The 19,684-nt window shown below is 69.2% G+C and carries 22 protein-coding genes; 10 read left to right on the top strand and 12 right to left on the bottom strand.

Annotation, left to right across the window (positions count from 1 at the left end):
- Positions 1 to 6: 6 nt before the first annotated feature.
- The gene (locus U5918_RS04255) at positions 7 to 1,158 is read left to right on the top strand and encodes an ArsA family ATPase (protein ID WP_335999714.1); all 1,152 of its coding nucleotides are present in this window, start codon (positions 7 to 9) and stop codon (positions 1,156 to 1,158) included.
- Here U5918_RS04255 and U5918_RS04250 read toward each other — a convergent pair.
- From U5918_RS04250 to U5918_RS04240, 3 genes are all read right to left on the bottom strand, one after another.
- Entirely contained in the window at positions 1,155 to 1,331 is a 177-nt protein-coding gene (locus tag U5918_RS04250; protein WP_335999712.1) for a hypothetical protein, read from the bottom strand. The genes U5918_RS04255 and U5918_RS04250 overlap by 4 nt on opposite strands.
- 64 nt (positions 1,332 to 1,395) lie before the next feature.
- Entirely contained in the window at positions 1,396 to 2,721 is a 1,326-nt protein-coding gene (locus tag U5918_RS04245) for a glycerate kinase type-2 family protein (protein WP_335999711.1), read from the bottom strand.
- On the bottom strand, positions 2,718 to 3,545 hold the full coding sequence (locus U5918_RS04240) for an SDR family oxidoreductase (protein ID WP_335999710.1): 828 nt from the start codon (positions 3,543 to 3,545) through the stop codon (positions 2,718 to 2,720). Before U5918_RS04240 ends, U5918_RS04245 begins: the two co-directional genes overlap by 4 nt.
- 89 nt (positions 3,546 to 3,634) lie before the next feature.
- Here U5918_RS04240 and U5918_RS04235 point away from each other — a divergent pair, with 89 nt between their 5' ends.
- Entirely contained in the window at positions 3,635 to 4,414 is a 780-nt protein-coding gene (locus U5918_RS04235; RefSeq protein WP_335999708.1) for a creatininase family protein, read from the top strand.
- 6 nt (positions 4,415 to 4,420) lie between these two features.
- Here U5918_RS04235 and U5918_RS04230 read toward each other — a convergent pair whose 3' ends face one another.
- A complete protein-coding gene (locus tag U5918_RS04230; RefSeq protein ID WP_335999706.1) occupies positions 4,421 to 5,227 on the bottom strand; it encodes an endonuclease V in 807 nt (268 codons plus the stop codon).
- Between the two features lie 3 nt (positions 5,228 to 5,230).
- Positions 5,231 to 6,184: a rhomboid family intramembrane serine protease gene (locus U5918_RS04225; RefSeq protein ID WP_335999704.1), complete on the bottom strand. Its 954-nt coding sequence runs from the start codon at positions 6,182 to 6,184 to the stop codon at positions 5,231 to 5,233.
- A 113-nt stretch (positions 6,185 to 6,297) separates the two neighbouring features.
- Here U5918_RS04225 and U5918_RS04220 point away from each other — a divergent pair, with 113 nt between their 5' ends.
- From U5918_RS04220 to U5918_RS04210, 3 genes are all read left to right on the top strand, one after another.
- The gene (locus U5918_RS04220) at positions 6,298 to 6,747 is read left to right on the top strand and encodes a DUF5788 family protein (RefSeq protein WP_335999702.1); all 450 of its coding nucleotides are present in this window, start codon (positions 6,298 to 6,300) and stop codon (positions 6,745 to 6,747) included.
- A 62-nt stretch (positions 6,748 to 6,809) separates the two neighbouring features.
- Positions 6,810 to 8,552 (top strand): DNA polymerase/3'-5' exonuclease PolX, encoded by a 1,743-nt coding sequence (polX, locus tag U5918_RS04215; RefSeq protein ID WP_335999701.1) that lies wholly within the window; start codon positions 6,810 to 6,812, stop codon positions 8,550 to 8,552.
- The gene (locus U5918_RS04210; protein WP_335999699.1) at positions 8,552 to 9,058 is read left to right on the top strand and encodes a Mut7-C RNAse domain-containing protein; all 507 of its coding nucleotides are present in this window, start codon (positions 8,552 to 8,554) and stop codon (positions 9,056 to 9,058) included. Before polX ends, U5918_RS04210 begins: the two co-directional genes overlap by 1 nt.
- A 16-nt stretch (positions 9,059 to 9,074) precedes the next feature.
- Here U5918_RS04210 and U5918_RS04205 read toward each other — a convergent pair whose 3' ends face one another.
- Together U5918_RS04205 and U5918_RS04200 are read right to left on the bottom strand one after the other, a co-directional pair.
- Positions 9,075 to 10,016, bottom strand: coding sequence for an alpha/beta hydrolase (locus tag U5918_RS04205; protein ID WP_335999697.1), 942 nt, complete (start codon positions 10,014 to 10,016; stop codon positions 9,075 to 9,077).
- A gap of 63 nt (positions 10,017 to 10,079) precedes the next feature.
- Positions 10,080 to 10,853 carry an enoyl-CoA hydratase/isomerase family protein gene (locus U5918_RS04200; protein WP_335999695.1) on the bottom strand — a complete coding sequence of 258 codons (774 nt, stop codon included), beginning with the start codon at positions 10,851 to 10,853 and terminating at the stop codon, positions 10,080 to 10,082.
- 104 nt (positions 10,854 to 10,957) lie between these two features.
- Between U5918_RS04200 and U5918_RS04195 the strand changes: the two genes are divergently transcribed.
- A complete protein-coding gene (locus tag U5918_RS04195; protein WP_335999694.1) occupies positions 10,958 to 11,434 on the top strand; it encodes a DUF5797 family protein in 477 nt (158 codons plus the stop codon).
- 316 nt (positions 11,435 to 11,750) lie between these two features.
- Here U5918_RS04195 and U5918_RS04190 read toward each other — a convergent pair whose 3' ends face one another.
- Positions 11,751 to 12,818 carry a DUF5787 family protein gene (locus tag U5918_RS04190; protein ID WP_335999693.1) on the bottom strand — a complete coding sequence of 356 codons (1,068 nt, stop codon included), beginning with the start codon at positions 12,816 to 12,818 and terminating at the stop codon, positions 11,751 to 11,753.
- A gap of 148 nt (positions 12,819 to 12,966) precedes the next feature.
- On the opposite strand from U5918_RS04190, the gene U5918_RS04185 reads away from it, so the two are divergent.
- Positions 12,967 to 13,455, top strand: a complete 489-nt coding sequence (locus U5918_RS04185; RefSeq protein ID WP_335999691.1) for an RDD family protein — start codon at positions 12,967 to 12,969, stop codon at positions 13,453 to 13,455.
- 18 nt (positions 13,456 to 13,473) lie between these two features.
- On the opposite strand, the gene U5918_RS04180 is transcribed toward U5918_RS04185, so the two are convergent.
- Positions 13,474 to 13,899, bottom strand: a complete 426-nt coding sequence (locus tag U5918_RS04180; protein WP_335999688.1) for a bis(5'-nucleosyl)-tetraphosphatase — start codon at positions 13,897 to 13,899, stop codon at positions 13,474 to 13,476.
- Positions 13,900 to 14,006: 107 nt separating this feature from the next.
- On the opposite strand from U5918_RS04180, the gene U5918_RS04175 reads away from it, so the two are divergent.
- Complete coding sequence (locus U5918_RS04175) at positions 14,007 to 14,330, top strand: uS10/mL48 family ribosomal protein (protein ID WP_335999686.1); 324 nt, start codon at positions 14,007 to 14,009, stop codon at positions 14,328 to 14,330.
- Between the two features lie 84 nt (positions 14,331 to 14,414).
- Entirely contained in the window at positions 14,415 to 15,695 is a 1,281-nt protein-coding gene (locus U5918_RS04170; RefSeq protein WP_335999685.1) for an amidohydrolase, read from the top strand.
- A gap of 34 nt (positions 15,696 to 15,729) precedes the next feature.
- Here the strand turns inward: U5918_RS04170 and U5918_RS04165 are convergent, their stop codons facing one another.
- Positions 15,730 to 16,257 carry a type IV pilin N-terminal domain-containing protein gene (locus tag U5918_RS04165; protein WP_335999684.1) on the bottom strand — a complete coding sequence of 176 codons (528 nt, stop codon included), beginning with the start codon at positions 16,255 to 16,257 and terminating at the stop codon, positions 15,730 to 15,732.
- A 172-nt stretch (positions 16,258 to 16,429) separates the two neighbouring features.
- Positions 16,430 to 17,842 carry a geranylgeranyl reductase family protein gene (locus tag U5918_RS04160; protein WP_335999683.1) on the bottom strand — a complete coding sequence of 471 codons (1,413 nt, stop codon included), beginning with the start codon at positions 17,840 to 17,842 and terminating at the stop codon, positions 16,430 to 16,432.
- Positions 17,843 to 17,952: 110 nt separating this feature from the next.
- Here U5918_RS04160 and U5918_RS04155 point away from each other — a divergent pair, with 110 nt between their 5' ends.
- Positions 17,953 to 18,279: a 2Fe-2S iron-sulfur cluster-binding protein gene (locus U5918_RS04155; protein WP_335999682.1), complete on the top strand. Its 327-nt coding sequence runs from the start codon at positions 17,953 to 17,955 to the stop codon at positions 18,277 to 18,279.
- Positions 18,280 to 18,460: 181 nt separating this feature from the next.
- On the opposite strand, the gene U5918_RS04150 is transcribed toward U5918_RS04155, so the two are convergent.
- Positions 18,461 to 19,675 carry a DUF5305 domain-containing protein gene (locus U5918_RS04150; RefSeq protein WP_335999681.1) on the bottom strand — a complete coding sequence of 405 codons (1,215 nt, stop codon included), beginning with the start codon at positions 19,673 to 19,675 and terminating at the stop codon, positions 18,461 to 18,463.
- Between the last annotated feature and the right edge of the window lie 9 nt (positions 19,676 to 19,684).

Genomic DNA, 19,684 nt, shown 5'->3' with positions numbered 1-19,684 from the left:
ACTGGTATGGACATCGAGGTCGAGCCCGTCGAGGAGATCGACGACGCGGCCGTCCCGACCGGCGTCGACGCGGCCGAGTACGTGCTCTACGGCGGGAAAGGCGGCGTCGGCAAGACGACGATGGCGGCCGCGACGGCGCTCGCGAGCGCCCGCGACGGCACCGCGACGCTCGTCGTCTCGACCGACCCGGCCCACTCGCTGTCGGACACGCTGGAGACGGAGATCCCGGCCGAACCCGCGCGGATCCGCGAGGAGATTCCCCTCTACGCCGCCGAGATCGACCCGGAGGACGCCGTCGGCGACGGCCCCTTCGACGCCGAGGGCGGCCTCGGCGGTATGGGCGGTCTCGGCGAACTGCTCGGCGGTGGCGGTCCGATGGGTGGCATGGGACAGGGCGGAATGGGCCAGGAAGGCACGGGACAGGGTGGTGCTGGAGCCGGCGCGAACGCCGGTGAGGGACCCGGTGCCGGACCGAACGCAGCGGGTGCGGCCGAGGCCGACCCCCTGGCCGGCCCGATGCCGGGCATGGACGAGGCCGCGGCGATGCGACTCCTCCTCGAGTACATGGACGACGAGCGCTTCGACCGCGTGATCGTCGACACCGCGCCGACCGGGCACACCCTCCGACTGCTCGAGTTGCCGGAACTGCTGGACTCGATGGTCGGGCGCCTCCTCAAACTCCGCCAGCGCATGAGCGGCCTCTTCGACTCGCTCCCCTTCGGCGGGAGCGACGACGACGCGGGGGCCGACATGCAGGACATGGAGCAACTGCGCGAGCGCATCGAGCGACTCCGGGCGGTCCTCCGGGACCCGGCCAAGACGGACTTCCGGATCGTGATGGTCCCGGAGGGGCTGAGCGTGATGGAGTCCCAGCGGTTGCTCGACCGACTGGAGTCGTTCGGGATCCCGGTCGAGACGGTGGTCGTCAACCGCGTCATGCAGGACCTGACCGACGTGGCCGACGTGGAGGGCGACTGGTTCGTCTCTCCCGATCTGGAGGATTGTGAGTTCTGTCAGCGGCGGTGGCAGGTCCAGCAGGAGGCGCTTCGCGACGCCCAGGACCTCTTCCGGGGCCACGACGTCAAGCGCGTGCCCCTGTTCGCCGACGAGGTGCGCGGAGAGACACTCCTGCGCGTCGTCGCGGCCTGTCTCGACTAGTCGATCAGTCGCGAGATCCCGACGCCCATCCCGACGATCGCGAGGCCGAGCACCCCGTTCAGGACGAGGCCGATCTCGCGGCCGACGACGAGGTTCTGGATGCCCAGTCCGACGAACACCGCCCCCACGAGCACGTGAACCGCCAGCACCGCCGTCGACAGGTCGAGGTCCATACCCGAAATTCCGTCGGGGTCCGCAAAAAGTCGACCGAAACCCCCTCGACCGATCCGGGCGTTCTCAGGCCCCGTCGACGACCAGCACGTGCAGATCGTTGACGTTGGTCCCCGTCGGACCGGTGTCGACGAGCGCGTCCCGATCGGCCAGGAAGCCAGCCGCGTCGTTGTCCGCGAGCGCCTGCCCGGCCGCCTCGTCGTCGGCGACCGTCTCGGCGTCCACGACGGCGCCGGCCACCTCGCTCGCGCCGTCGAGGCCGTCCGTGTCGACGGCGGCGAGGACCGCGCCGTCGGGCAGCGAGCGCGCCGCGCTCAGCGCGAACTCGCAGTTGGGGCCGCCGCGGCCGTCGCCCCGGACGGTGACCGTCGTCTCCCCACCCGAGACGACGACCGCCGGCGGTTCCACGGGGTCGCCGCGCTCGACGGCCTCGGTCGCGACGGCGGCGTGCGTCCGGGCCACCTCGCGGGCCTCGCCCTCGATGCCGGCGGCCAGGACGAGCGACTCGTGGTCCGCCTTCTGGGCGGTCTCCCGGGCCGCGTCGATGGCCGTTCGGCCGTTCGCGAGGACGTGCGTGCTCGTCTTCTCGAAGATCGGGTCGTCGGCGGTTGGCGTCTCGTCGATCTCCCCGTCAATGCCCCGTTCGATCCGGTCGGTGACTGCCTCTGGGGCGTCCACGTCGTACGCCGAGAGGACCTGCCGGGCGTCGGCGAAGGTCGTCGGATCGGGGACCGTCGGCCCGCTGGCGATCACGCCGGGATCGTCGCCGACCACGTCGGAGAACAGGAGGGTGCAGACCGTCGCGGGGTCGGCCGCGCGGGCCAGTTGCCCCCCTTTGATCGCAGAGCAGTGTTTCCGGGCCGCGTTGACCGCCTCGATGGGCGCCCCGGCGTCCAGGAGCGATTCGGTCACCGACTGGAGGTCGGCGAGGTCCAGTCCATCGGCCGGCGCGGGCAACAGCGCGCTCCCGCCGCCGGTCAGCACCGCGAGCACGAGCGTCTCGTCGTCGGCCGCGTCCGCGGCGTCGCGGACAGCCTGTGCGGCCTCGACACCGCGCTCGCTGGGGACCGGGTGATCGCCCTCGCGGACGGTGACGCACTCGGTCTCGACGGGGTCGTTGGTGACGACGACGCCCCCGTCGAGGCGGTCGCCGAGCACGTCTTCGAGAGCCGCCGCGACCTGGGCGGCGGCCTTCCCGCCGCCGAGGACGACGACCTCGTCGAACGCGCCGAGGTCGAACAGTTCGTCTTCGACCCGTAGCTGGTCGCCCTCCAGGTGGAGGCGGTCGCCGACGACCCGGTGGGGATGTGCGGCCGCGATGCCCGCTTCCACGCAGTCGAGCGCGAGTTCGTGCGCCGGGCTCGGGGCCAGCGCCTCGCGGTCGTCGATCACGGTAGTTTCCCCGCCAGTCGGTACACGCCGTCGCGGATCCGGTCGGGGACGAACCGGAAGAGGACGGAGTACTTCGCGACCTGGCCGACCGGGTAGCGCGGTTCGGGGTCGGGCGAGCAGGCGGCCTCCAGGATCGTCTCGGCGACGTCCGTCGGCGGGATCGAGAGCGCGCTCGCGCCGCCGAAGGTCTGGCCCTCCTCGTAGAAGGCGTAGATCGACTCGTAGGCGCCCGAGCGCTCGGTGCCGTCGTCGAGTTCCTCGTCCGCGCGGTCGCCGAAACTCGTGTCGACCGGCCCCGGTTCGATCAGGACGGCGTCGACGCCGTAGTCGTCGACCTCGGCGCGCAACGCGTCGGTTAGTCCCTCCAGGGCGAACTTCGAGCTGTTGTAGACGCCCATCCCCGGCGTGGCGATGCGGCCCGCGACCGAGGAGACGTTCACGATGGTCCCGTCGCCCTGCTCGCGCATGTGCGGCAACGCTTCGCGGATCAGCCGGTGGGGACCGTACACGTTGACGTCGAACTGGTCGTGGACGCGCTCGGTCGGGACGTCCTCGACGGGCCCGAACTGCGCGTAGCCGGCGTTGTTGACCAGGCAGTCGAGACGCCCCTCCTCCTCGATCACGCGCTCGATGGCCGCCTCGGCGTCGCCCTGTACCGTCACGTCGAGTTCCAGCGTCTCACAGCCCGCCTCGGCCAGGTCGGCGACGTCGTCGGTGTCCCGCGCCGTCGCGTAGACCGTCCAGTCCTCGTCGAGAAACGCCTCTGCGCTCGCGCGTCCGATCCCCGACGACGCCCCCGTGATCAGCACCGTCTTCGCTGTCATACCCGACGAATCGCTCGCCCTGCTGTTAAATTACCAGCCTTTCGCCCGGATAGGCAGGCTATTGGGGCCGGAATCCCTGCCCCTGAAACATGTATCTCGCCGACGAGACGTGGCCCGACCTGGGCGCGTACTTCGAGGAGGAGTCGCTGGCCATCGTGCCACTGGGCTCGACAGAACAGCACGGCCCCCACCTGCCCGAGGGGACCGACCACCTGATCGCCGAAGCGCTGGCCCGCGAGGTCGCCGAGCGCACGGGCTACCTCTGCACGCCCACCATCAACGTCGGCGTCTCGCCCCACCACCGCCAGTTCCACGGGACGATGTGGGTCGATCCGTCCGTCTTCCGGGACTACGTCGAGAGCTTCTCCCGCAACCTGACCTACCACGGCATCGACCGCATCGTCTACGTCAACGCCCACGGCGGCAACGTCCAGCACCTCCAGGAGGTCGGCCGCCGCCTCCACGAGACCGAGACCGCCTTCGCCGTCGAGTGGATGTGGGACGAGTCCATCCCCGACCTCGTCGACGACCTGTTCGCCCAGAACGGCCCCCACGGCGGCCCGAAGGAGACCGCGATGATCATGCACATCGCCGAGGAACTCGTCCACGCAGACCGTCTCGAAGACGCCCGCGACGGCGGCGTTCCGAGCGTCGACGAGGCCGGGACGATGAAATTCGGCGCGCGGACGTTCTACGACGCCGCCGACAACACCGACAACGGCGTGCTCGGCGACCAGACCGACGCGACGCCGGAGAAAGGCGAGGAACTCTTCGAAGCCGCCAGCGAGCAACTGGTGAAACTCTGCGAGTGGATCGACGACCAGCCGTTCGACGATCTGATGCCCGAGCCGCACGTCCGCGACCGATAATTCCCTTCAGTCCTGGAGTTCGGCCTTCAACTCGTCGGCGTAGGCGTCGGCCAGCCGCGTCGGCTCCGGGAGCTTGTACCCCGCGGAACACGCCAGGACGAGGTCGGCCGCCGTCTCGGCGCTCACGCGATGGCCCGGGCTCACGATCAGCGGGTTGATGTACTGGTTCGGCGAGTCGTACTGGCGCGACTGGACGGCGTAGCCGATGACGGTCCCGTCCGGCGCGGTCACCTTCTCGTTGGCTTCGATGGGGACGCGCTCGCCCTCGGCCAGCCCCTCGGTCGATTTCCGAGCGTCCCCGCAGAGCAAGTTCTTCGCGACGCCGACACTGGGCAGATCGAGCATCACGCCGATGTGAGTCGCGATCCCCGCCTCCCGGTAGTGGATGCGGCCGCTCCCGTCGAAGAGTGCCATGTCGGGGTCGACCGACAGCTCCCGGAACCCGGCCAGGATCGCGCCCCCCTCGCGGAAGGACAACAGGCCCGGAATGTACGGAATTTCGGTCGGCGCGACGGCGTGGGCGCGTTCGATCACCTCCCCAGCCTGGAGGGCGACGAGCGCCGAGACGGCCCGCCCGTCGTCCAGAAACGCCTGATCGACGCCGACGACGACCGGTGCGGCCGCCTCTGGATCTGCGCCGTCTTCGTCGCCGAGTTCCCGCTGGCCGGACTCGCGAGCGGGCCAGACTCGCTCGGGATCGAAGTCGAAGTCGTCGGAAAAGACCGCCTCCTCGGCGAGGTCGATCTGGAGAGCTTCCATCTCCGCCCGGTCGAGACTCGCGTCGGGGACGAACTCGGGGCGGACTGGCTCCATCGGTCAGAACGGGCCGCGGCCGCCTGGCCCACCGGGACCCCCTGGACCGCCCGGACCGCGGCGCATGCCGCCGCCGAGCTGGAGCTGGGAGGGCGCGCTGAGTTTGTCTTTGACGCGCTGGCCGTACAGCAGGCCGATCACGAGGCCGACCCCGTGAGCGACGTGGGCGATGCCCCCTCCGTAGGCCCCGAAGATGCCAAACACGGTGAGGCCGGCGTAGCCGACCGTGAGCACCCACAGCGGGACGGGGAGGATGAAGTAGAGGTACACCTTGATGTTCGGGTTCAGGACTGTGAGGACGCCCATGATCGCGAGCGCAGCGCCGCTGGCACCGAGCGCCCCCGTCGGGATGCCCTGATAGGCCTGGATCGCGATCTGACCGAGGCCGGCGAGGATCCCGCTCCCGAGGAAGAGGAGTGCGAAGTCGCGGGAACCGATGTACTCCTCGACGATCCGGCCGAAGAAGTAGATCACGATGCTGTTGCCAGCGATGTGATAGAGCCCGCCGTGCGAGAAGATGGACGTGACCCAGGTCCAGACGTACTCGGGGTGCTGCGGAGAGATGACGAACACCGCTTCCCAGAGCGAACTCGACGGCGGATAGCCCAGCGCCGGGAACACCAGCAGCTGAAACGCGAACGTGATCCACATGATGCCCAGAAACAGGTACGTGACGTTCCCGCGGAAGTACCCGAGCGTGCTCCCGGGGCCGGTATCGATGCCGAGTTTCGCGAGGATACCGCCGCCGCTCGCCGAACTCCCCCACCCGCCACCGCCGCTGCCGTCGACGGAGTCGTCGAAGCCGCTGTCGAACACGCCGCCCGGGTCGGACCAATTCTCCAGGCCCGGACAGCCGTGGTTCTCGGGGAGGCGGTGATCGCCGCAGTAGGTCCCCCCGCAGTGGCGACACTGGTACGGCATGTTCTCCTCTCTCCCACACTCGTCGCACTTCGCCATTACGGCGGGGTAGGAATCCGCCCCGGAAATGTCTTCCCCCCTGCACGCCCGCCGTTCGCCCGACACGGGGCCGGTCCGGGACTGTTTTGTCCGTCGCGCTCCCATCGTCGTCCGTGCAGGAGTTCCAGCGCAAACAGCTCCTCGAGCGCATCGGGCGCGACGGCGCGACCGTGGGCGCGGACATCCCCGACGAGATCACGGTCCAGGGAGAGACCCTCGACCTCCGCGCCTTCGTCTTCGAGATCAAGCGCCGCGACACCGTCCCGAAGGGGGAACGCGATCGCGTCGAGCGAGCCAAGAAGAACCTCCGCCGCGAGCGTATCCAGCGCAAGGAACTGATCGAGGACGGCGACATCAGCTTCGAGGAGGGCGAGGAACTCGCACGCGCGATCATCGGGATCGACCGCGCGCTCAACGCGCTTGAGAGTCTGGGCCCGACCGATCTGGAACGCGAGGCGAAGGCCCAGGAGACCCAGGACCGGAAACGCTGGACGAAGTTCCTCAAGAAGGCGCTGGGCCACGACGACGACAGCAGCGGCGTCGGCGTCGGTCGTGGGCGGTGAGCGACTGGCCTGGCGCCGGGCGCACCGGGAATTGATAGGCCGGGCGCGCCAACGAGCGGGCAATGAGCCGCAACGCGGAGGTGGCGAGCCTCCTGGAGGAGTTCGCCGACCTGCTGGAGGCCAGAGACGTCGAGTACAAGCCCCGCGCGTACCGGCGCGCGGCCGAGAACGTCCGGGCCAGCCCCGCCGCGATCGAACACCTCGCGACCGACGGCGAGGACGGCGTCCAGGAGATCGAGGGGGTCGGCGACGCCATCGCCTCGAAGATCGTCGAGTACGTCGAGACCGGCGGAATCGAGGAACTGGACGAACTCCGGAGCCAACTGCCGGTCGACATGGCCGCGCTCACGAGCGTCGAGGGCGTCGGCCCGAAGACCGTCGGAACGCTCTACGAGGAACTGGGGATCGAGACGCTCGACGACCTCGAAGGCGCCGCCGAGGCCGGCGAGATCCAGGCGATCTCCGGCTTCGGCGAGAAGACCGAACAGAACATCCTCGAGGGGATCGAGTTCGCCCGCGAGGCCCACGAGCGGGAACTGCTCGGCGAGGCCCGACCGTACGGCGATCGCGTTCGTGAACACCTGGCCGGCGTCGACGCGGTGGGGGAGGTCGAACTCGCGGGGTCGATCCGGCGCTGGCGGCCGACGATAGGCGACGTGGACGTGCTGGTCGGCAGCGACGACCCCGACGCGGTGATCGACGGCTTCACCGGCTGGGACGCCGCCGACACCGTGATCGAGGCGGGAACGAAGAAGGCCAGCCTCCGGGTCGACGACTTCCGCGTCGACCTCCGGGTGGTCGATCCCCCGGAGTTCGGCGCCGCCCTCCAGTACTTCACGGGTAGCAAGGACCACAACGTCGCCCTCCGGAACCGCGCCATCGACCGCGACCTGAAGATGAACGAGTACGGTATCTTCGACGTCTCGGCCGTGGACGATCCGGACGCGGACCAGCGCGCCGGCGAGCGCGTCGGTGGCGCGACGGAGGCGGAGATGTACGAGGCCCTCGACCTGCCGTGGATGCCGCCGGAACTCCGGGAGAACCGCGGCGAGATCGACGCCGCGGCGAACGGCGATCTCCCCGACCTGCTCGCCGAGAGCGAGGTCCGCGGCGATCTCCACACCCACACCGAGTGGTCCGACGGGGGCAACACCATCCGGGAGATGGCCGAGGCCGCCGCGGAATTCGGCCACGACTACCTGGCGATCACCGACCACGCCACCGGCCCGGGGATGGTCGGCGGCGTGGGCCTCGACGACGACGAGTTGCGCGAGCAGATCGACGCCATCCGGGCGGTCGACGACGAGGTCGCGGTCGACCTGTTCGCCGGCGTCGAGGCCAATATCGGGGCCGACGGCTCGATCTCCGTGGGCGACGACGTGCTCGCCGAACTGGATCTTGTCGTCGCCTCGCCCCACGCCGGCCTCGACGGCGACGGGACCGACCGACTGGTGACGGCCGTCGAACACCCGGAGGTGAACGTGCTGGGTCACCCGACGGGACGAATGCTCAACCAGCGCGGCGGCCTGGACGTCGACGTCGAACGGCTGGCCGCGGCGGCCGCCGACGCCGGGACCGCCCTGGAGGTCAACAGCGATCCGCGGCGGCTGGACCTCGACGGCGCGAGGGTCAAACCCGCCATCGAGGCCGGGGCGTCCATCGCCATCGACACGGACGCCCACCAGCCGGGGACCTTCGCGTACGTTCGCTACGGCGTGCACACAGCCCGCCGCGGCTGGGCCGAAGCCGGGGACGTGATCAACACGCGAGACGCCGACGGCTTGCGCGACTTCCTGGGGCTGTGATGGATCGGGACAGCGGTGCTGCTGGGGGGCAAAACTCCGAACCGGTCCGATCCGGCGATCGGCTCGTGCTGGACGTGATGCTCGGGAAACTCGCGACCTACCTGCGGATGTGCGGCTTCGACGCGGTCTACGCGCTGGACCGCGATCTGGAGGCCGACGACCGGATTCTGGCCCTCTCGCGGGCGGAGGGCCGCACCCTGCTGACCAGGGATCGCGGCCTCGCCGCGCGCACGGACGATTCGGTGCTGCTCACCGAACGGGAGCCGGTCGAACAGCTCCGGGAACTCCGCGACGCCGGCTTCAGACTCGAACTCGGCGACCGCCCGGTCCGCTGTAGCCGGTGCAACGGCGTCGTCGAGCCCCTCACCGACGACGAATCCACGCCGGGGTACGCGCCCGATCCAGCCGAGACGCCGGTCTGGCGCTGTCGCGACTGCGAGCAGTGCTTCTGGAAGGGGAGCCACTGGGCGGATGTGGGGGAGACCCTCGCGTCGCTCGAGGACTGAGGATCGGTCGGTCGGGTTAGTACCGATCCTGGAAGCCGGCGACGGCGTCGTAGAGCGCGTGGCGGCGGTCCTCGAGGTGGACGTAGTGTGTGCCGCCGGCGATCTCGACGTACTGGCTCGCCGAGTCGGGGACCGCCAGGTCGTCGTAGAGCGCCGTCGCGTCGGCCCGCGTCGAGGTCGAATCGCGTGACCCTCGGATCACGAGCGTCGGGGCCTCGATGGCCGCCGGATCGTAGCCGGGATCGCCGTCGACCGCGTCGCGCAGGTCCAGCAGCGTGCCGTTCGGCGCGACGATCTCGTCGTCGCCCCGGCCCTGCCCGGACTCGAAGAGCGTTCGCCAGAAGGCGTCGAACACGGGGTCCTCGTCGCCGCTCCCGCCGCGATACGAGGCGGCGTCGCCCGGTAACTGGCTGTCCCACCGGCGTTTCGCCTCCGCCCGGGAGAGCGTCCGGGAGGCTCGCGGCGGGTCGCCGAGGTCGAACCCCTCGACGAGTTCCCGTCCGGGACGGTAGACCGGCGCGTGCAACGTGGCCGAGGCCACCTCGGGGTCGTGGTCGGTGAGCAGGCGGCCCGAGATCATCGTCCCCCACGAGGTCCCGACGAGGTGGACGGGGCAGTCCACCCGGTCACGGACGGCGGCCAGGGCGTCTCGGAGGTCGGCGGCCGCGACGTCGGCGCGGACCGGGGGCTCGGCGGCCGTCGGGTCGCCATCGAGCGCGGCCGGGCGTTCGCTATCGCCGTAGCCGCGCACGTCCAGCGCGAAGGCGGCGTCGCCGTCTGCGGCGACCGCGCGGAGCCAGGAGTATTCCGGCGCGCCCCGCGGCGCGAAGTTGGCGCTGCTCGCGTAGGTCGCGCCGTGGACGAACAGGACCGCCCGGTCGGGATCGGTGGCCGACTGCTCCCACAGCCTGAGCCGCGTTCCGTCCCGCGCCGCGACGTCGTGAGGTTCGAGAGCCATACCCGGCCAGCGGGTCGTAGACCCTTATTCTTTCGGCGAGCGGCGCAACGAGGCGCGGCCTGCTCACTCGAACTCCGGTTCGCGGTCCTCGACGAAGGCGGTCATGCCCTCCTCCTGGTCGGCGGTGCCGAACAGCCCGCTCCAGACGCGTTTCTCGTATCGCAGGCCGGCTTCGAGGTTGGTCCGGTGGACCTGGTCGAGCGCCTCCTTGGCCGTCCGGAGGGCGAAGGCGGGTTTCGCGGCCAGTTCGTCGGCCATGTCCCGGACGAACGAGTCGAGCTGGTCGTGGGCGACGACGTCGCCGACGAGGCCGAGGCGGTCGGCGTCCTCGGCGTCGACGCGGTCGCCGAAGAAGACCATGCGCCGGGCCGTCTCGTCGCCGACGAGGCGGGCGAGCCGCTGGGTGCCGCCCCAGCCGGGGACGATCCCGAGGTCGATCTCGGTCTGGCCGAGCACGGCGCGCTCGCTGGCCACCCGCAGGTCGGCGGCGAGCGCGAGTTCGCAGCCGCCGCCGAAGGCGTAGCCGTTGACCGCCGCGATCACCGGTGCCGGGAAGGTGTCGACCCGGTTGATGACGGCGTGTCCGCGCTCGGCGTAGGCCTGGGCCGCCTCGACGCCCATGTCTTTCATGTAGGCGATGTCCGCGCCGGCGACGAAGGCGTCCTCGCCGGCACCGGTGACGACGAGGACGCGCGTGTCCTGCGCTTCGGCTTCGTCGAGGGCCTCGTCGAGCGCGTCCAGGGTCTCGACGTTGAGCGCGTTCAGGCGGTCGGGGCGGTCGATCGTGATGGTCGTGACGCCGTCGTCGTGGTCGAGGGTGACTGTGTCCCAGTCCATGGCTCTCCTCCGGCCGGCGCGGAGATAAGCGCTGGCCCGCGCGTCGGCCGGCTGACAGCGCAGATGCAGAACACCAAAATACGTCCTCGGCGTAGCCGGGTTCGATGACGCTTTCGGACGAGGCCCGCGAGCGACTCGCGGACGTCGTCGCGCTCCAGCCGACGAAGAACGCCGAGCTCCAGGACAGGTGGGACCTGGAGAGCGGCAGCGACGTCCACCAGTACCTCGAGGACGAACTCAAGGACTACTACTACCGCGACGAGAACAGCCTCATCTGCGCGACGGAGGCCGCCAACGCGATGGTCGGCGCCGACGACCCCGAAGGCGAACGGATCGTCCGCGTCCCGCCGCTGCAGGCCGCCGTGATCGAGGTCCTCGCCGGCCCCGAGGAGCGCTCCCAGAGCGTCGTCTCGGTCCTGCACGACCTCCGCGAGACCGGCGAGGACCCCGAGATCGACGACGTGCGGTCGGCGCTCCGGAGCCTCTCAGATAAGGGGATCGCCGAGCGGATCAGGCGCACGGTCCCCACCTACCGCCTGGCCGTCGCTCGCGAGGAGTTCACCGTCGAGGAACTCGACTGATCGCCGACGCCTCCGCTCGCCTTCCGGGGTCACGGCGATTCCGTCGCCGCTCGTCCGTTCGGGGCCCCGCCGGTAGCGGCCCCCGCTCAGAGGCCCGGGTGTTCCGGGAGTTCGTCACCGCACCGGCGGCAGTACCGCATCGGCGCGCGTGACTCCTGTCCCTCTCTACCGACCGTCACCTTTCGGCCACAGTTCTCGCATTCGATCTTTGCCATAGGTCACCTCCCGGCGTCGCCGACGCGCGCCGGCGACCGAGATGCTCCCGGTACGACGGCCACCGTGATAAAGACACGCACGCCACGGTTCGCTGTCGTGTTCACAGCCCCGGCCGCCGACGCCGCCGCTGGCCCTCGAGCAGTCGCTTGAGGGCTTTCCCCGGCCCGCCGGCGATCGGCCAGTCCCGCTGTCGCCAGGTCGGCGGTTCGGGGGTGAACTCCCCGCACGATCCGGCGCACTCGCCGGCCGTCTGGTGACAGCCCTTGGCCGCACACCAGGGGAGCGCGTCGCCGGCCTCCGTCCGGAGGCGGAAGTGCCTGCAGTCCGGACGCATGGTGTCCGCGTACGCGCGCCACCCTCGCTCGTAGGCGCGCTCGGCGATCTCGCGGCGCTTGCCCGCCTTCCACGCCGGATCGGCGTACTCGAACCGGGCCGCCGAGGCGTCGTGATCGGCGCCTGTCGGCCGGTCGGTGATGCGGGTACCAGGCTCGCCGGGCGCGAGCGTTCGGGGATTCCAGGCCACGTCGACCGCCTGGTCTCCCGCGGGGCCGTTGGCGGTCGGATCGACCGTCAGGATGCCGGCTTCCACAGGTAAATCTTCGAGCAGGGCTGGTTCGACTCTCCCGCCGGTCCGGGCCGTGGCCACCCAGACCTCGTCGGCCAGCCCCAGCGCCACGTCGCGTTCGATCTGGGGTGCCAGCGTCCGCGCCGCCGCGCGGTCGAGGTCGGGTTTGTTCTCGATCGCGACGATCCGCTCGATCCAGTCGGGATACGGCTGGAAGCGGCGCAACTCGATCCGGCCGTTCGCGCCGCTCCGTTTCTCGATCAGGTCGCGGTCGGCGGCCTCGTGGACCGCCTCGCGGACGTACCGCCAGGGGTAGCCCGGATCCGGGAGGGCGTCCTGATACCACGCCCACTCGGCCGGAGCGTTGCGGACGACGTGGAGGAGGTCGGAGTTCAGGCCCTCGGCGCCGAAATCGGCCCGGTCTCGGAGTGCGTCCCGGTCGGCCTCGACGACGACGGTGTCCCACCGCCGGTACTTCGTCCCGAGCTGTCGGGCGATCAGGGGGACCGTGTCCGCGTCGCCGTCGCCGACGGGCGGCCAGTTGCGCTCGGCCCACTGACAGACCCGCAACTCGAAGACGAACTCCGGCTCGGTGCTCGTCACAGCTACCCCGAACACGACGGACCACCAAAACGTTGTCCTCCGGTCGAGAATCGTTCCGGCCCGAACGTCGCGTTCGACGCGTTCCGGTTGATTTCGACGACTTCCATTCGGAACAATTACGTAATAGACGTATGACACGACGAACACGATGGAACGACATCCGGAACCGGCGCTCGGAACCGCAGACAAAGTGACCTTTCAGCGCATCCTGGCGTATCTGGTCGACGGGACGATCGTCGGGGGCGTCTTCGGGTTCGTCTACCTGTTCGTCGGGCTTCTCGGCGGCGGTTCGATGCTTCTCTCCGGTGACCCCACGGCCGCGTTCGACGCGTTTACCGGCATCGGCGGCGTCCTCTTCCTGCTCCTTTTCCTGTTCGCCTTCCTGCTGTACAAACCGCTGTTCGAGGCTGCTATCGGCTACACGCCCGGGAAGGGGGTCTTCGGGCTGGTCGTCGCCAAGGCCGACGGCGGGCGGTGCACGCCGGGCGCGGCCGTGATCCGTCACCTGCTCCGGATCATCGACTTCCTCTTCGTCTATCCGCCGTACGCGATCGGACTATTCAGTATCGGCCTCACCGAGGACAAACAGCGCCTCGGCGACCTCGCGGCGAACACGGTCGTCGTCAAACGGGCCTGAGCGAATCCCTGGACCGGCTCAAAAGTCCGTCTCCTCGTTCAGGAACTCGTGGGCCTGTTCCAGGATCTCGCGGGGACCGTCCTGCGTGACGGTGTTTATCGCCTGATCGTAATCGCGCCACTGCATGTCGCGATGTTCGTTCGAGAGCTCTGCGCTCGCCTCGAACGACTTGGCGACGAACAGGTGCACGGTCTTGTGGATCGTCTTGCCGTTCGCTTCGAACACGTAGTCGTAATCTTCCCGGAAGCCGTCCAACAGCCGGAAATCCGCGATTCCGGCCTCCTCTTTCACTTCGCGTATCGCAGTCTGCTGGAGTTCCTCCTCGCCCTCGACGCCGCCCTTGGGGAATTCCCAATCGCCGGGGCGGCTCTTGAGCAGGAGGTACTCCCTGCGGCCACGCGTATCGCGAAAGAGGATGGCTCCCGCGCTCGTGGCCTCCATCATTACCCTACGATATTCGACCAGTACTTAAGAGAATATCGGAGCCCGAACCGGTTCCGACCGGCGGCAGAGAGATGGGTTTTTCCCCGTCGGCGTCATCGACCCGCTATATGCCGTTCGTCACGAAGCTCACGCTCGAAAGCGGCGATCGTCACCTCCTCGAGGACGTGGTCACCACGATCAAGGAGGCCGCCGCGCGCAAGGGCGTCGAACTGAAAGGGCCACACCCCCACCCGCCGGTGGACAAGCGTGTCCCGCAACTGAAGTCCCTCGTCGACGACGGCGCCCACTTCCAGCCCTGGGCCTACACCGTCTACACCCGCACCATCGAGATCGTCGGTCACGACGAGTTCGCCCGCTCCGTCGCCGAACGGGACATCCCGAAGGAAGTCCACGTCTCCGCCGAGATCGAACAGCGGAGCCAGACTACCTGAGGCCTCTCTCCGACCTTTCTCCCGCTCCGTCTCTCCCGTTGGCGCCGGGACACGAGTTAAGTCGTTCCCGCTGCTCGGTCCGGTATGAACCACGTCGATCGCGACCGTCTCGTCGCCCTCCGCCGCGAGTTTCACCGCCGACCCGAACCCGCCTGGCGGGAGTTCTGGACCACCGCCCGCGTCGTCGAAGCACTCGAATCCATCGGCGTCGACGACCTCCTCGTGGGCCCCGAGGTCCTCGACGCGGACGCGCGGATGGCCGTGCCCGACGACGACGAACTCGACGCCTGGCTCGACCGCGCCCGCGAGACGGGGGCCGACCCCGACATCCTCGATCGCCTCGCCGGCGGCTACACCGGTGCCGTCGCCGTGCTGGAGGGGAACCGGGACGGCCCGACGGTCGGGCTCAGGGTCGACATCGACGGCCTCCCGCGGGCCGAGTCCGAGAGCCCCGACCACCAGCCAGCGGCCGACGGCTTCCGCTCCGAGACGGGTGCGATGCACGCCTGCGGGCACGACGCCCACGCGACCATCGGCCTCGGCGTGCTCGAAGCCCTCGCGGACCGTGACTTCCCCGGCCGGCTGAAAGTGCTCTTCCAGCCCGCCGAGGAGGTGGTCGGCGGCGCGGCGCCGATGGCCGAGAGCGGCGTCGTCGACGACGTCGACTACCTGCTGGCGCTCCACATCGGCCTGGACCACCCCACCGGCGAGGTCGTCGCGGGCGTCGAGGGCTTCCTCGCGGTCAGTCAGTTCCGCGCTGAGTTCGCGGGCGAATCGGCCCACGCGGGCGGCCACCCCGGCCAGGGCCGCAACGCCGTGCAGGCGATGACCGCAGCGGTCCAGAACCTCTACGCCATCCCCCGGCACGAAGACGGCGCCACCCGGGTCAACGCCGGCGACGTCGGCGGCGGGACCGCCACCAACATCGTCCCCGAGTCGGCGTATCTCGCGGGCGAGGTCCGCGGCGAGACCACCGACCTCATGACCTACATGCGCGAGCACGCCGACCGCATCATCGAATCGGCCGCGACGATGCACGATTGCGAGGTCGAAATCGAGACGGCGGGCCAGGCCCCCAGCGCCGAGAACGATCCCCAGGTGGTCGACGTGGTCCAGGCCGTCGCCGGCCGGACCGAGGGCGTCGAGTCGGTCCTGCGTCACGACGACCTGGGCGGCAGCGAGGACGCGACCTACCTGATGGACCGCGTGCAGGACCACGGCGGAAAAGCCGCCTTCGTGTGCGTCGGCACCGACCACCCCGGCGGCCACCACACCGCAACCTTCGACGTCGACGAGGACTCGCTTCAGATCGGGGTCGCGGTCCTCAGGGACGCGCTCCTCACGCTCGGACGCGAGGCTCCCTGAGCCGCGACTGCGGAAAAAGGCGGTCGTGTCTCCCTCAGTTCTCCCAGGTGTTCAGCGTGAACGTCGAGGAACTGCCCGGGTCGTCCCAGACGATCTTGACGGTCGCGCCGTCCAGTCGGAGACCGTCGTCGGAAGCCAACGGATCTTGGCCGGCTTCGAGCTTGACAGTATCTCCGCCGGAGACCTTGCTGTCACTGCCCCCGACACCGTCGAACTCGTCCCACTGGTACCGGTCGTTCAGATCCGAATAGCTACCGCCCCCCGACGTGTCGTACGTCTCCGCATCAGACACCACGATGTCGAGGTTCTTCGCGGTGATCGTGTCACCGCTGTCGTGGCTGATCTTCAGCGTGTCCACCCGATAGTTTCCACTCGAATGCATCTCCTGATCGTAGTCGAAACTCGTCGCCACCTGCGGCGTGCTGTTGCTGTTGTCCTGCCCGATGCCGATGAAGAATGTGGCTGCCGTCGCCGCCAGCAACACCGTGATCGCGACCATCAGCACGACGCCGATGACCGGCGACACTGCCGAATCGTCCGTGAATAGTCCTTTGACGTTCATTGTTGCCCCCACCGGGTGCGGCGCCCCACCGTCGAGCCCGTTTTCGCCCCACGTGCCCACGTCGGCACCGCCCCGTCGTGTTCGCTTCTTTTTCAGTTTGGACTGATAAATCTTGAGCGGCGAACCACCGGTAGTTTAAGGCAAATACGGATTGTTGCCGTCGAGGGACAGGTCAGTACTTCGCTTCGGCGCCGGTCGTCTCGTAGATCTCGTCCATCAGGTCGTCGCGCTCGCTCCGCCAGGATTCGAAGCCGTCGGGGGACGCGGGGTAGGTCTCGTAGTGGTCGAGCAGGCGGTCGGCCAGGCCTTTGGTCTTGTAGAGGTCGTAGATGGTCTTCCAGTGGCCGAAGGTCTTGATCGCCGTCTTGACCTTCAGCGGGAGGCTCACGTCCGTCGAGCCCTCGTAGAGCGCCTCGGCGAGCTGTTCGCCCGGCATCGCGGCGAGCAGCGCCATCAGGTCGTCCAGATCGTAGGCCATCGTGAAGATGTTGTAGACGTCCAGCGCGGCGTAGCGCCCGCCGAAGTGGTCCATGATCCGGCTGTTGTACTCCCAGAGCGCGCCCTCGTCGAGGTCGCCGTCGCCGATGGCGTCGATCGCCTCTTCGGCGGCGTACTGGCCGGCGTAGGCCGCGCCGGCGATGCCGCCGCCGGTGGTGGGGTTGACGTGCCCCGCGGCGTCGCCGACGGCCATGAAGCCGGGGGCGACAGCCGAGTCGTAGGGGCGTCGGGTCGGCAGCGCCGCGCCGAGTTTGTCGGTGACCGTCGCGTTCGAGAACTCCGGCCGGTTGCGGACGTCGCGCTTGAGGTCCTCGACCAGTTTCATCGGCTCTTCGTTCATCTGGAAGCCCAGGCCGACGTTGATCTCGGTCGGCGTGCGCGGGAAGTACCAGAGGTACCCCGACGCACGCTTCGTCGGCTTGAACACGAGCGCGTCCGACCAGTCGACGGGTTCGTCGACCTCGATGATCTCGCGGTAGCCCGAGGAGAACTGCGAGTACCGGACGTTCGTGTCGAAGGTCGCCTCGTCGAGGTCGGCCTTGTCCTGCAGGATCGACAGCGCGCCCGCGGCGTCGATGGTCACGTCGGCCTCGTAGGTGACCGGGTCGCCGCGCCGCCGGGCGGTGACACCGGTCACGCGCCCGGACTCGTCCTGCCGGACGTCCTGCACGACGGTGTCGTAGTGGAACTCGACGCCGGCCTTCTCGGCGCCCTCGATGACAAGGCGACCGTACTCCCACCGGTCGATGACGGCGAGTTCGCCCGGCACCGGGATGTCGAGAATCGCGTCCTCCGAGGGGATCTCGAACCGACCGTGGTCGACCACGGTGTTCGTGAACGCCGGTTCGATCTGGGACTTGGGGATGCTCTCCGGGAACTGGTCGGCGCCCTTGAGCGCGTCCCCGCAGGCGATGTGGCCCGCTTCCGCCTCCGATTTGCGCTCGACGACGGCGACGTCGAGTCCCTCCCGTGCCGCGGTCGCGGCCGCGTAACATCCCGCCGTCCCCGCCCCCACGACGACGATATCGTACGTTCGGGTCCCGCCGCCGGCACCCGATCCGCCGGCGTCGGTCTCCTGAGTAGCCATGTGCGCCCCTGATTGCCCCACCGAGAAAACTCTTTATTCCCAATTCGTCCCCTGCGAGGCGACGGATTCGGGGATAAAGACCTTTGACAGGTGGCACCGAATCGGGGGGCATGACCGACTACACCGTGGAATTCGCGGGGACGGGGGAACGGATCACGGTCTCGGAGACGGACACGATCCTCAGACGGTGCATCGAGGAGGGGATCGCTCAGGAGTACTCCTGCCGGGTCGGGATGTGTCTGGCGTGTTCTGCGAAGGTCCTCGAGGGGGAGGTCACGCAGCCGGCAGCGCACGGACTCACCGACGCCGAGCGAGAGGAGTACGCGCTGACCTGTATGGCTCGACCGCAGTCCGATCTCGTGCTGGATCGAGGGGAGTATCCGCCGAGTATCGAAGAGGACGCGGACGGGGTCGTGGAAGTGGCGGGGGACGACTAGGGTGATTCGACCGAAGGGAGAATCTCCGAATTTGCGAACGGCGAACGGAGTGAGCCGTGAGCAGGGAGACGCGAACGGAGTGAGCGTCTCCGAATTATCGAACGGCGAGCGAAGCGAGCCGTGAGATAGGGGACGCAAACGCAGTGAGCGTCTCCGTAATATGAAACCGTGAGCGACGGGATCAGTCCCGGTTCGGTGAGTCGGTCGATCGAGCGTCCTCGTCTTCGCGGTCGGTCCACGTGATCGGTTGGCTGGACGAGTCGTGGGACTGGCGATCTGACTCGTCCGGGTCGTCTGTGGTCGGGATCGGTTCCTGATCGGACTCGTCGTCGGGGTCCCGAGGCGGGGCGAATCGGTAGACCACGTCGTCGACGACGGTGACGAACTCCCGGCGGGACTCGTGTTCGATGACGCGGCGGTCGCTGTCGATGGCGACGTCGACGAGGCCTTCGAGCGAGTCTACCTCGACGGTCGGTTTCTCTCGCGTCTCGCGGGGGAGCCGTCCAGTGGTGATCCACTCGTCGTATTCCGAGCGGTCCCGCTCGAACGTCAGGGTGGCTCGCTCGCGATCGTCCAGGGCCAGGCGGCCGCGGTATCGCAGGTGGCCGAGGGAGAGCAGGCCGAGCAGGCCGAGCACGGCCGCCGCGGGCCCGCCGAATCGTTCGAGCGGGCCCGGCGAAACCTCGACCCTGACCTCCCGGGGCGGGCCGCTCGTCTCGTTCGTGACGGGCCCGGGGTCGGCCACGCGGTAGACGCTCCCGTCGGGGTCGACGCCGAGGCGGTACGTCTGGCTGCGCGCCGTTGGCTCGCCGTTCACGGTTCCCTCGGCGGTCACGGTCGTCACGAACGCGATCTCGAGCGAGCCGGGCGTGCGCCCGACCGACTCGTCGTACCGCCGAATCTCGTCGATCAGTTCGGTGACGTTGCCGGAGAACCGAACGTCGAGTTCTTCGGTCGGGGCGAGCACGGCGCTCGTCCGGTTGACCTCCCGGCGCACGCGCCAGTACTCGCCTGTGTCGCCGCCCGAGTCGTCGACGGACCGAAACACGGTGTCGACCGTCGCGGTGACCGAGAGGTTCCCGTCGCCGGTCGCGGAGTAGGTGTACCGGAACCGGCCGTCGAGGACCGGCGTTGTCCGGGTGAAGTACGTCGACCTGTTGGCGAGGCGTTCGCCCTCGGCGAACACGGGGCCGTCGACGGCGACGTCGGCGCCGTGATCGAACTCGCCGACGAACGTCGCGGTGGGGCCGGGTCGCTGCTCGACGGCGGTTTCTGTCGTCCCGTAGGCCTGATAGGAGAGCCAGCCGCCGGCGAGCGTCAGCGCGAGGAGGAGGAGCACGAACAGGACGAACCGCCGGTCGAGGACGGACCTGAGGCGACGGTTCCAGGCACTCATCGTCTACCC

The sequence above is a fragment of the Halorientalis sp. LT38 genome (assembly GCF_037031225.1).
GTDB lineage: Archaea > Halobacteriota > Halobacteria > Halobacteriales > Haloarculaceae > Halorientalis > Halorientalis halophila.
Note: the sequence above shows the minus strand (reverse complement) of the source record. Positions and strands in the feature narration are given on the sequence as shown.

Bases quoted from the DNA above. Each gene is read 5' to 3' on its own strand.
- U5918_RS04255 (WP_335999714.1), top strand. From the start codon at position 7: ATGGACATCGAGGTCGAGCCCGTCGAGGAGATCGACGACGCGGCCGTC.
- U5918_RS04250 (WP_335999712.1), bottom strand. From the start codon at position 1,331: ATGGACCTCGACCTGTCGACGGCGGTGCTGGCGGTTCACGTGCTCGTG.
- U5918_RS04240 (WP_335999710.1), bottom strand. From the start codon at position 3,545: ATGACAGCGAAGACGGTGCTGATCACGGGGGCGTCGTCGGGGATCGGA.
- U5918_RS04235 (WP_335999708.1), top strand. From the start codon at position 3,635: ATGTATCTCGCCGACGAGACGTGGCCCGACCTGGGCGCGTACTTCGAG.
- U5918_RS04230 (WP_335999706.1), bottom strand. From the start codon at position 5,227: ATGGAGCCAGTCCGCCCCGAGTTCGTCCCCGACGCGAGTCTCGACCGG.
- U5918_RS04225 (WP_335999704.1), bottom strand. From the start codon at position 6,184: ATGGCGAAGTGCGACGAGTGTGGGAGAGAGGAGAACATGCCGTACCAG.
- polX (WP_335999701.1), top strand. From the start codon at position 6,810: ATGAGCCGCAACGCGGAGGTGGCGAGCCTCCTGGAGGAGTTCGCCGAC.
- U5918_RS04210 (WP_335999699.1), top strand. From the start codon at position 8,552: ATGGATCGGGACAGCGGTGCTGCTGGGGGGCAAAACTCCGAACCGGTC.
- U5918_RS04205 (WP_335999697.1), bottom strand. From the start codon at position 10,016: ATGGCTCTCGAACCTCACGACGTCGCGGCGCGGGACGGAACGCGGCTC.
- U5918_RS04200 (WP_335999695.1), bottom strand. From the start codon at position 10,853: ATGGACTGGGACACAGTCACCCTCGACCACGACGACGGCGTCACGACC.
- U5918_RS04195 (WP_335999694.1), top strand. From the start codon at position 10,958: ATGACGCTTTCGGACGAGGCCCGCGAGCGACTCGCGGACGTCGTCGCG.
- U5918_RS04185 (WP_335999691.1), top strand. From the start codon at position 12,967: ATGGAACGACATCCGGAACCGGCGCTCGGAACCGCAGACAAAGTGACC.
- U5918_RS04180 (WP_335999688.1), bottom strand. From the start codon at position 13,899: ATGATGGAGGCCACGAGCGCGGGAGCCATCCTCTTTCGCGATACGCGT.
- U5918_RS04175 (WP_335999686.1), top strand. From the start codon at position 14,007: ATGCCGTTCGTCACGAAGCTCACGCTCGAAAGCGGCGATCGTCACCTC.
- U5918_RS04170 (WP_335999685.1), top strand. From the start codon at position 14,415: ATGAACCACGTCGATCGCGACCGTCTCGTCGCCCTCCGCCGCGAGTTT.
- U5918_RS04165 (WP_335999684.1), bottom strand. From the start codon at position 16,257: ATGAACGTCAAAGGACTATTCACGGACGATTCGGCAGTGTCGCCGGTC.
- U5918_RS04160 (WP_335999683.1), bottom strand. From the start codon at position 17,842: ATGGCTACTCAGGAGACCGACGCCGGCGGATCGGGTGCCGGCGGCGGG.
- U5918_RS04155 (WP_335999682.1), top strand. From the start codon at position 17,953: ATGACCGACTACACCGTGGAATTCGCGGGGACGGGGGAACGGATCACG.
- U5918_RS04150 (WP_335999681.1), bottom strand. From the start codon at position 19,675: ATGAGTGCCTGGAACCGTCGCCTCAGGTCCGTCCTCGACCGGCGGTTC.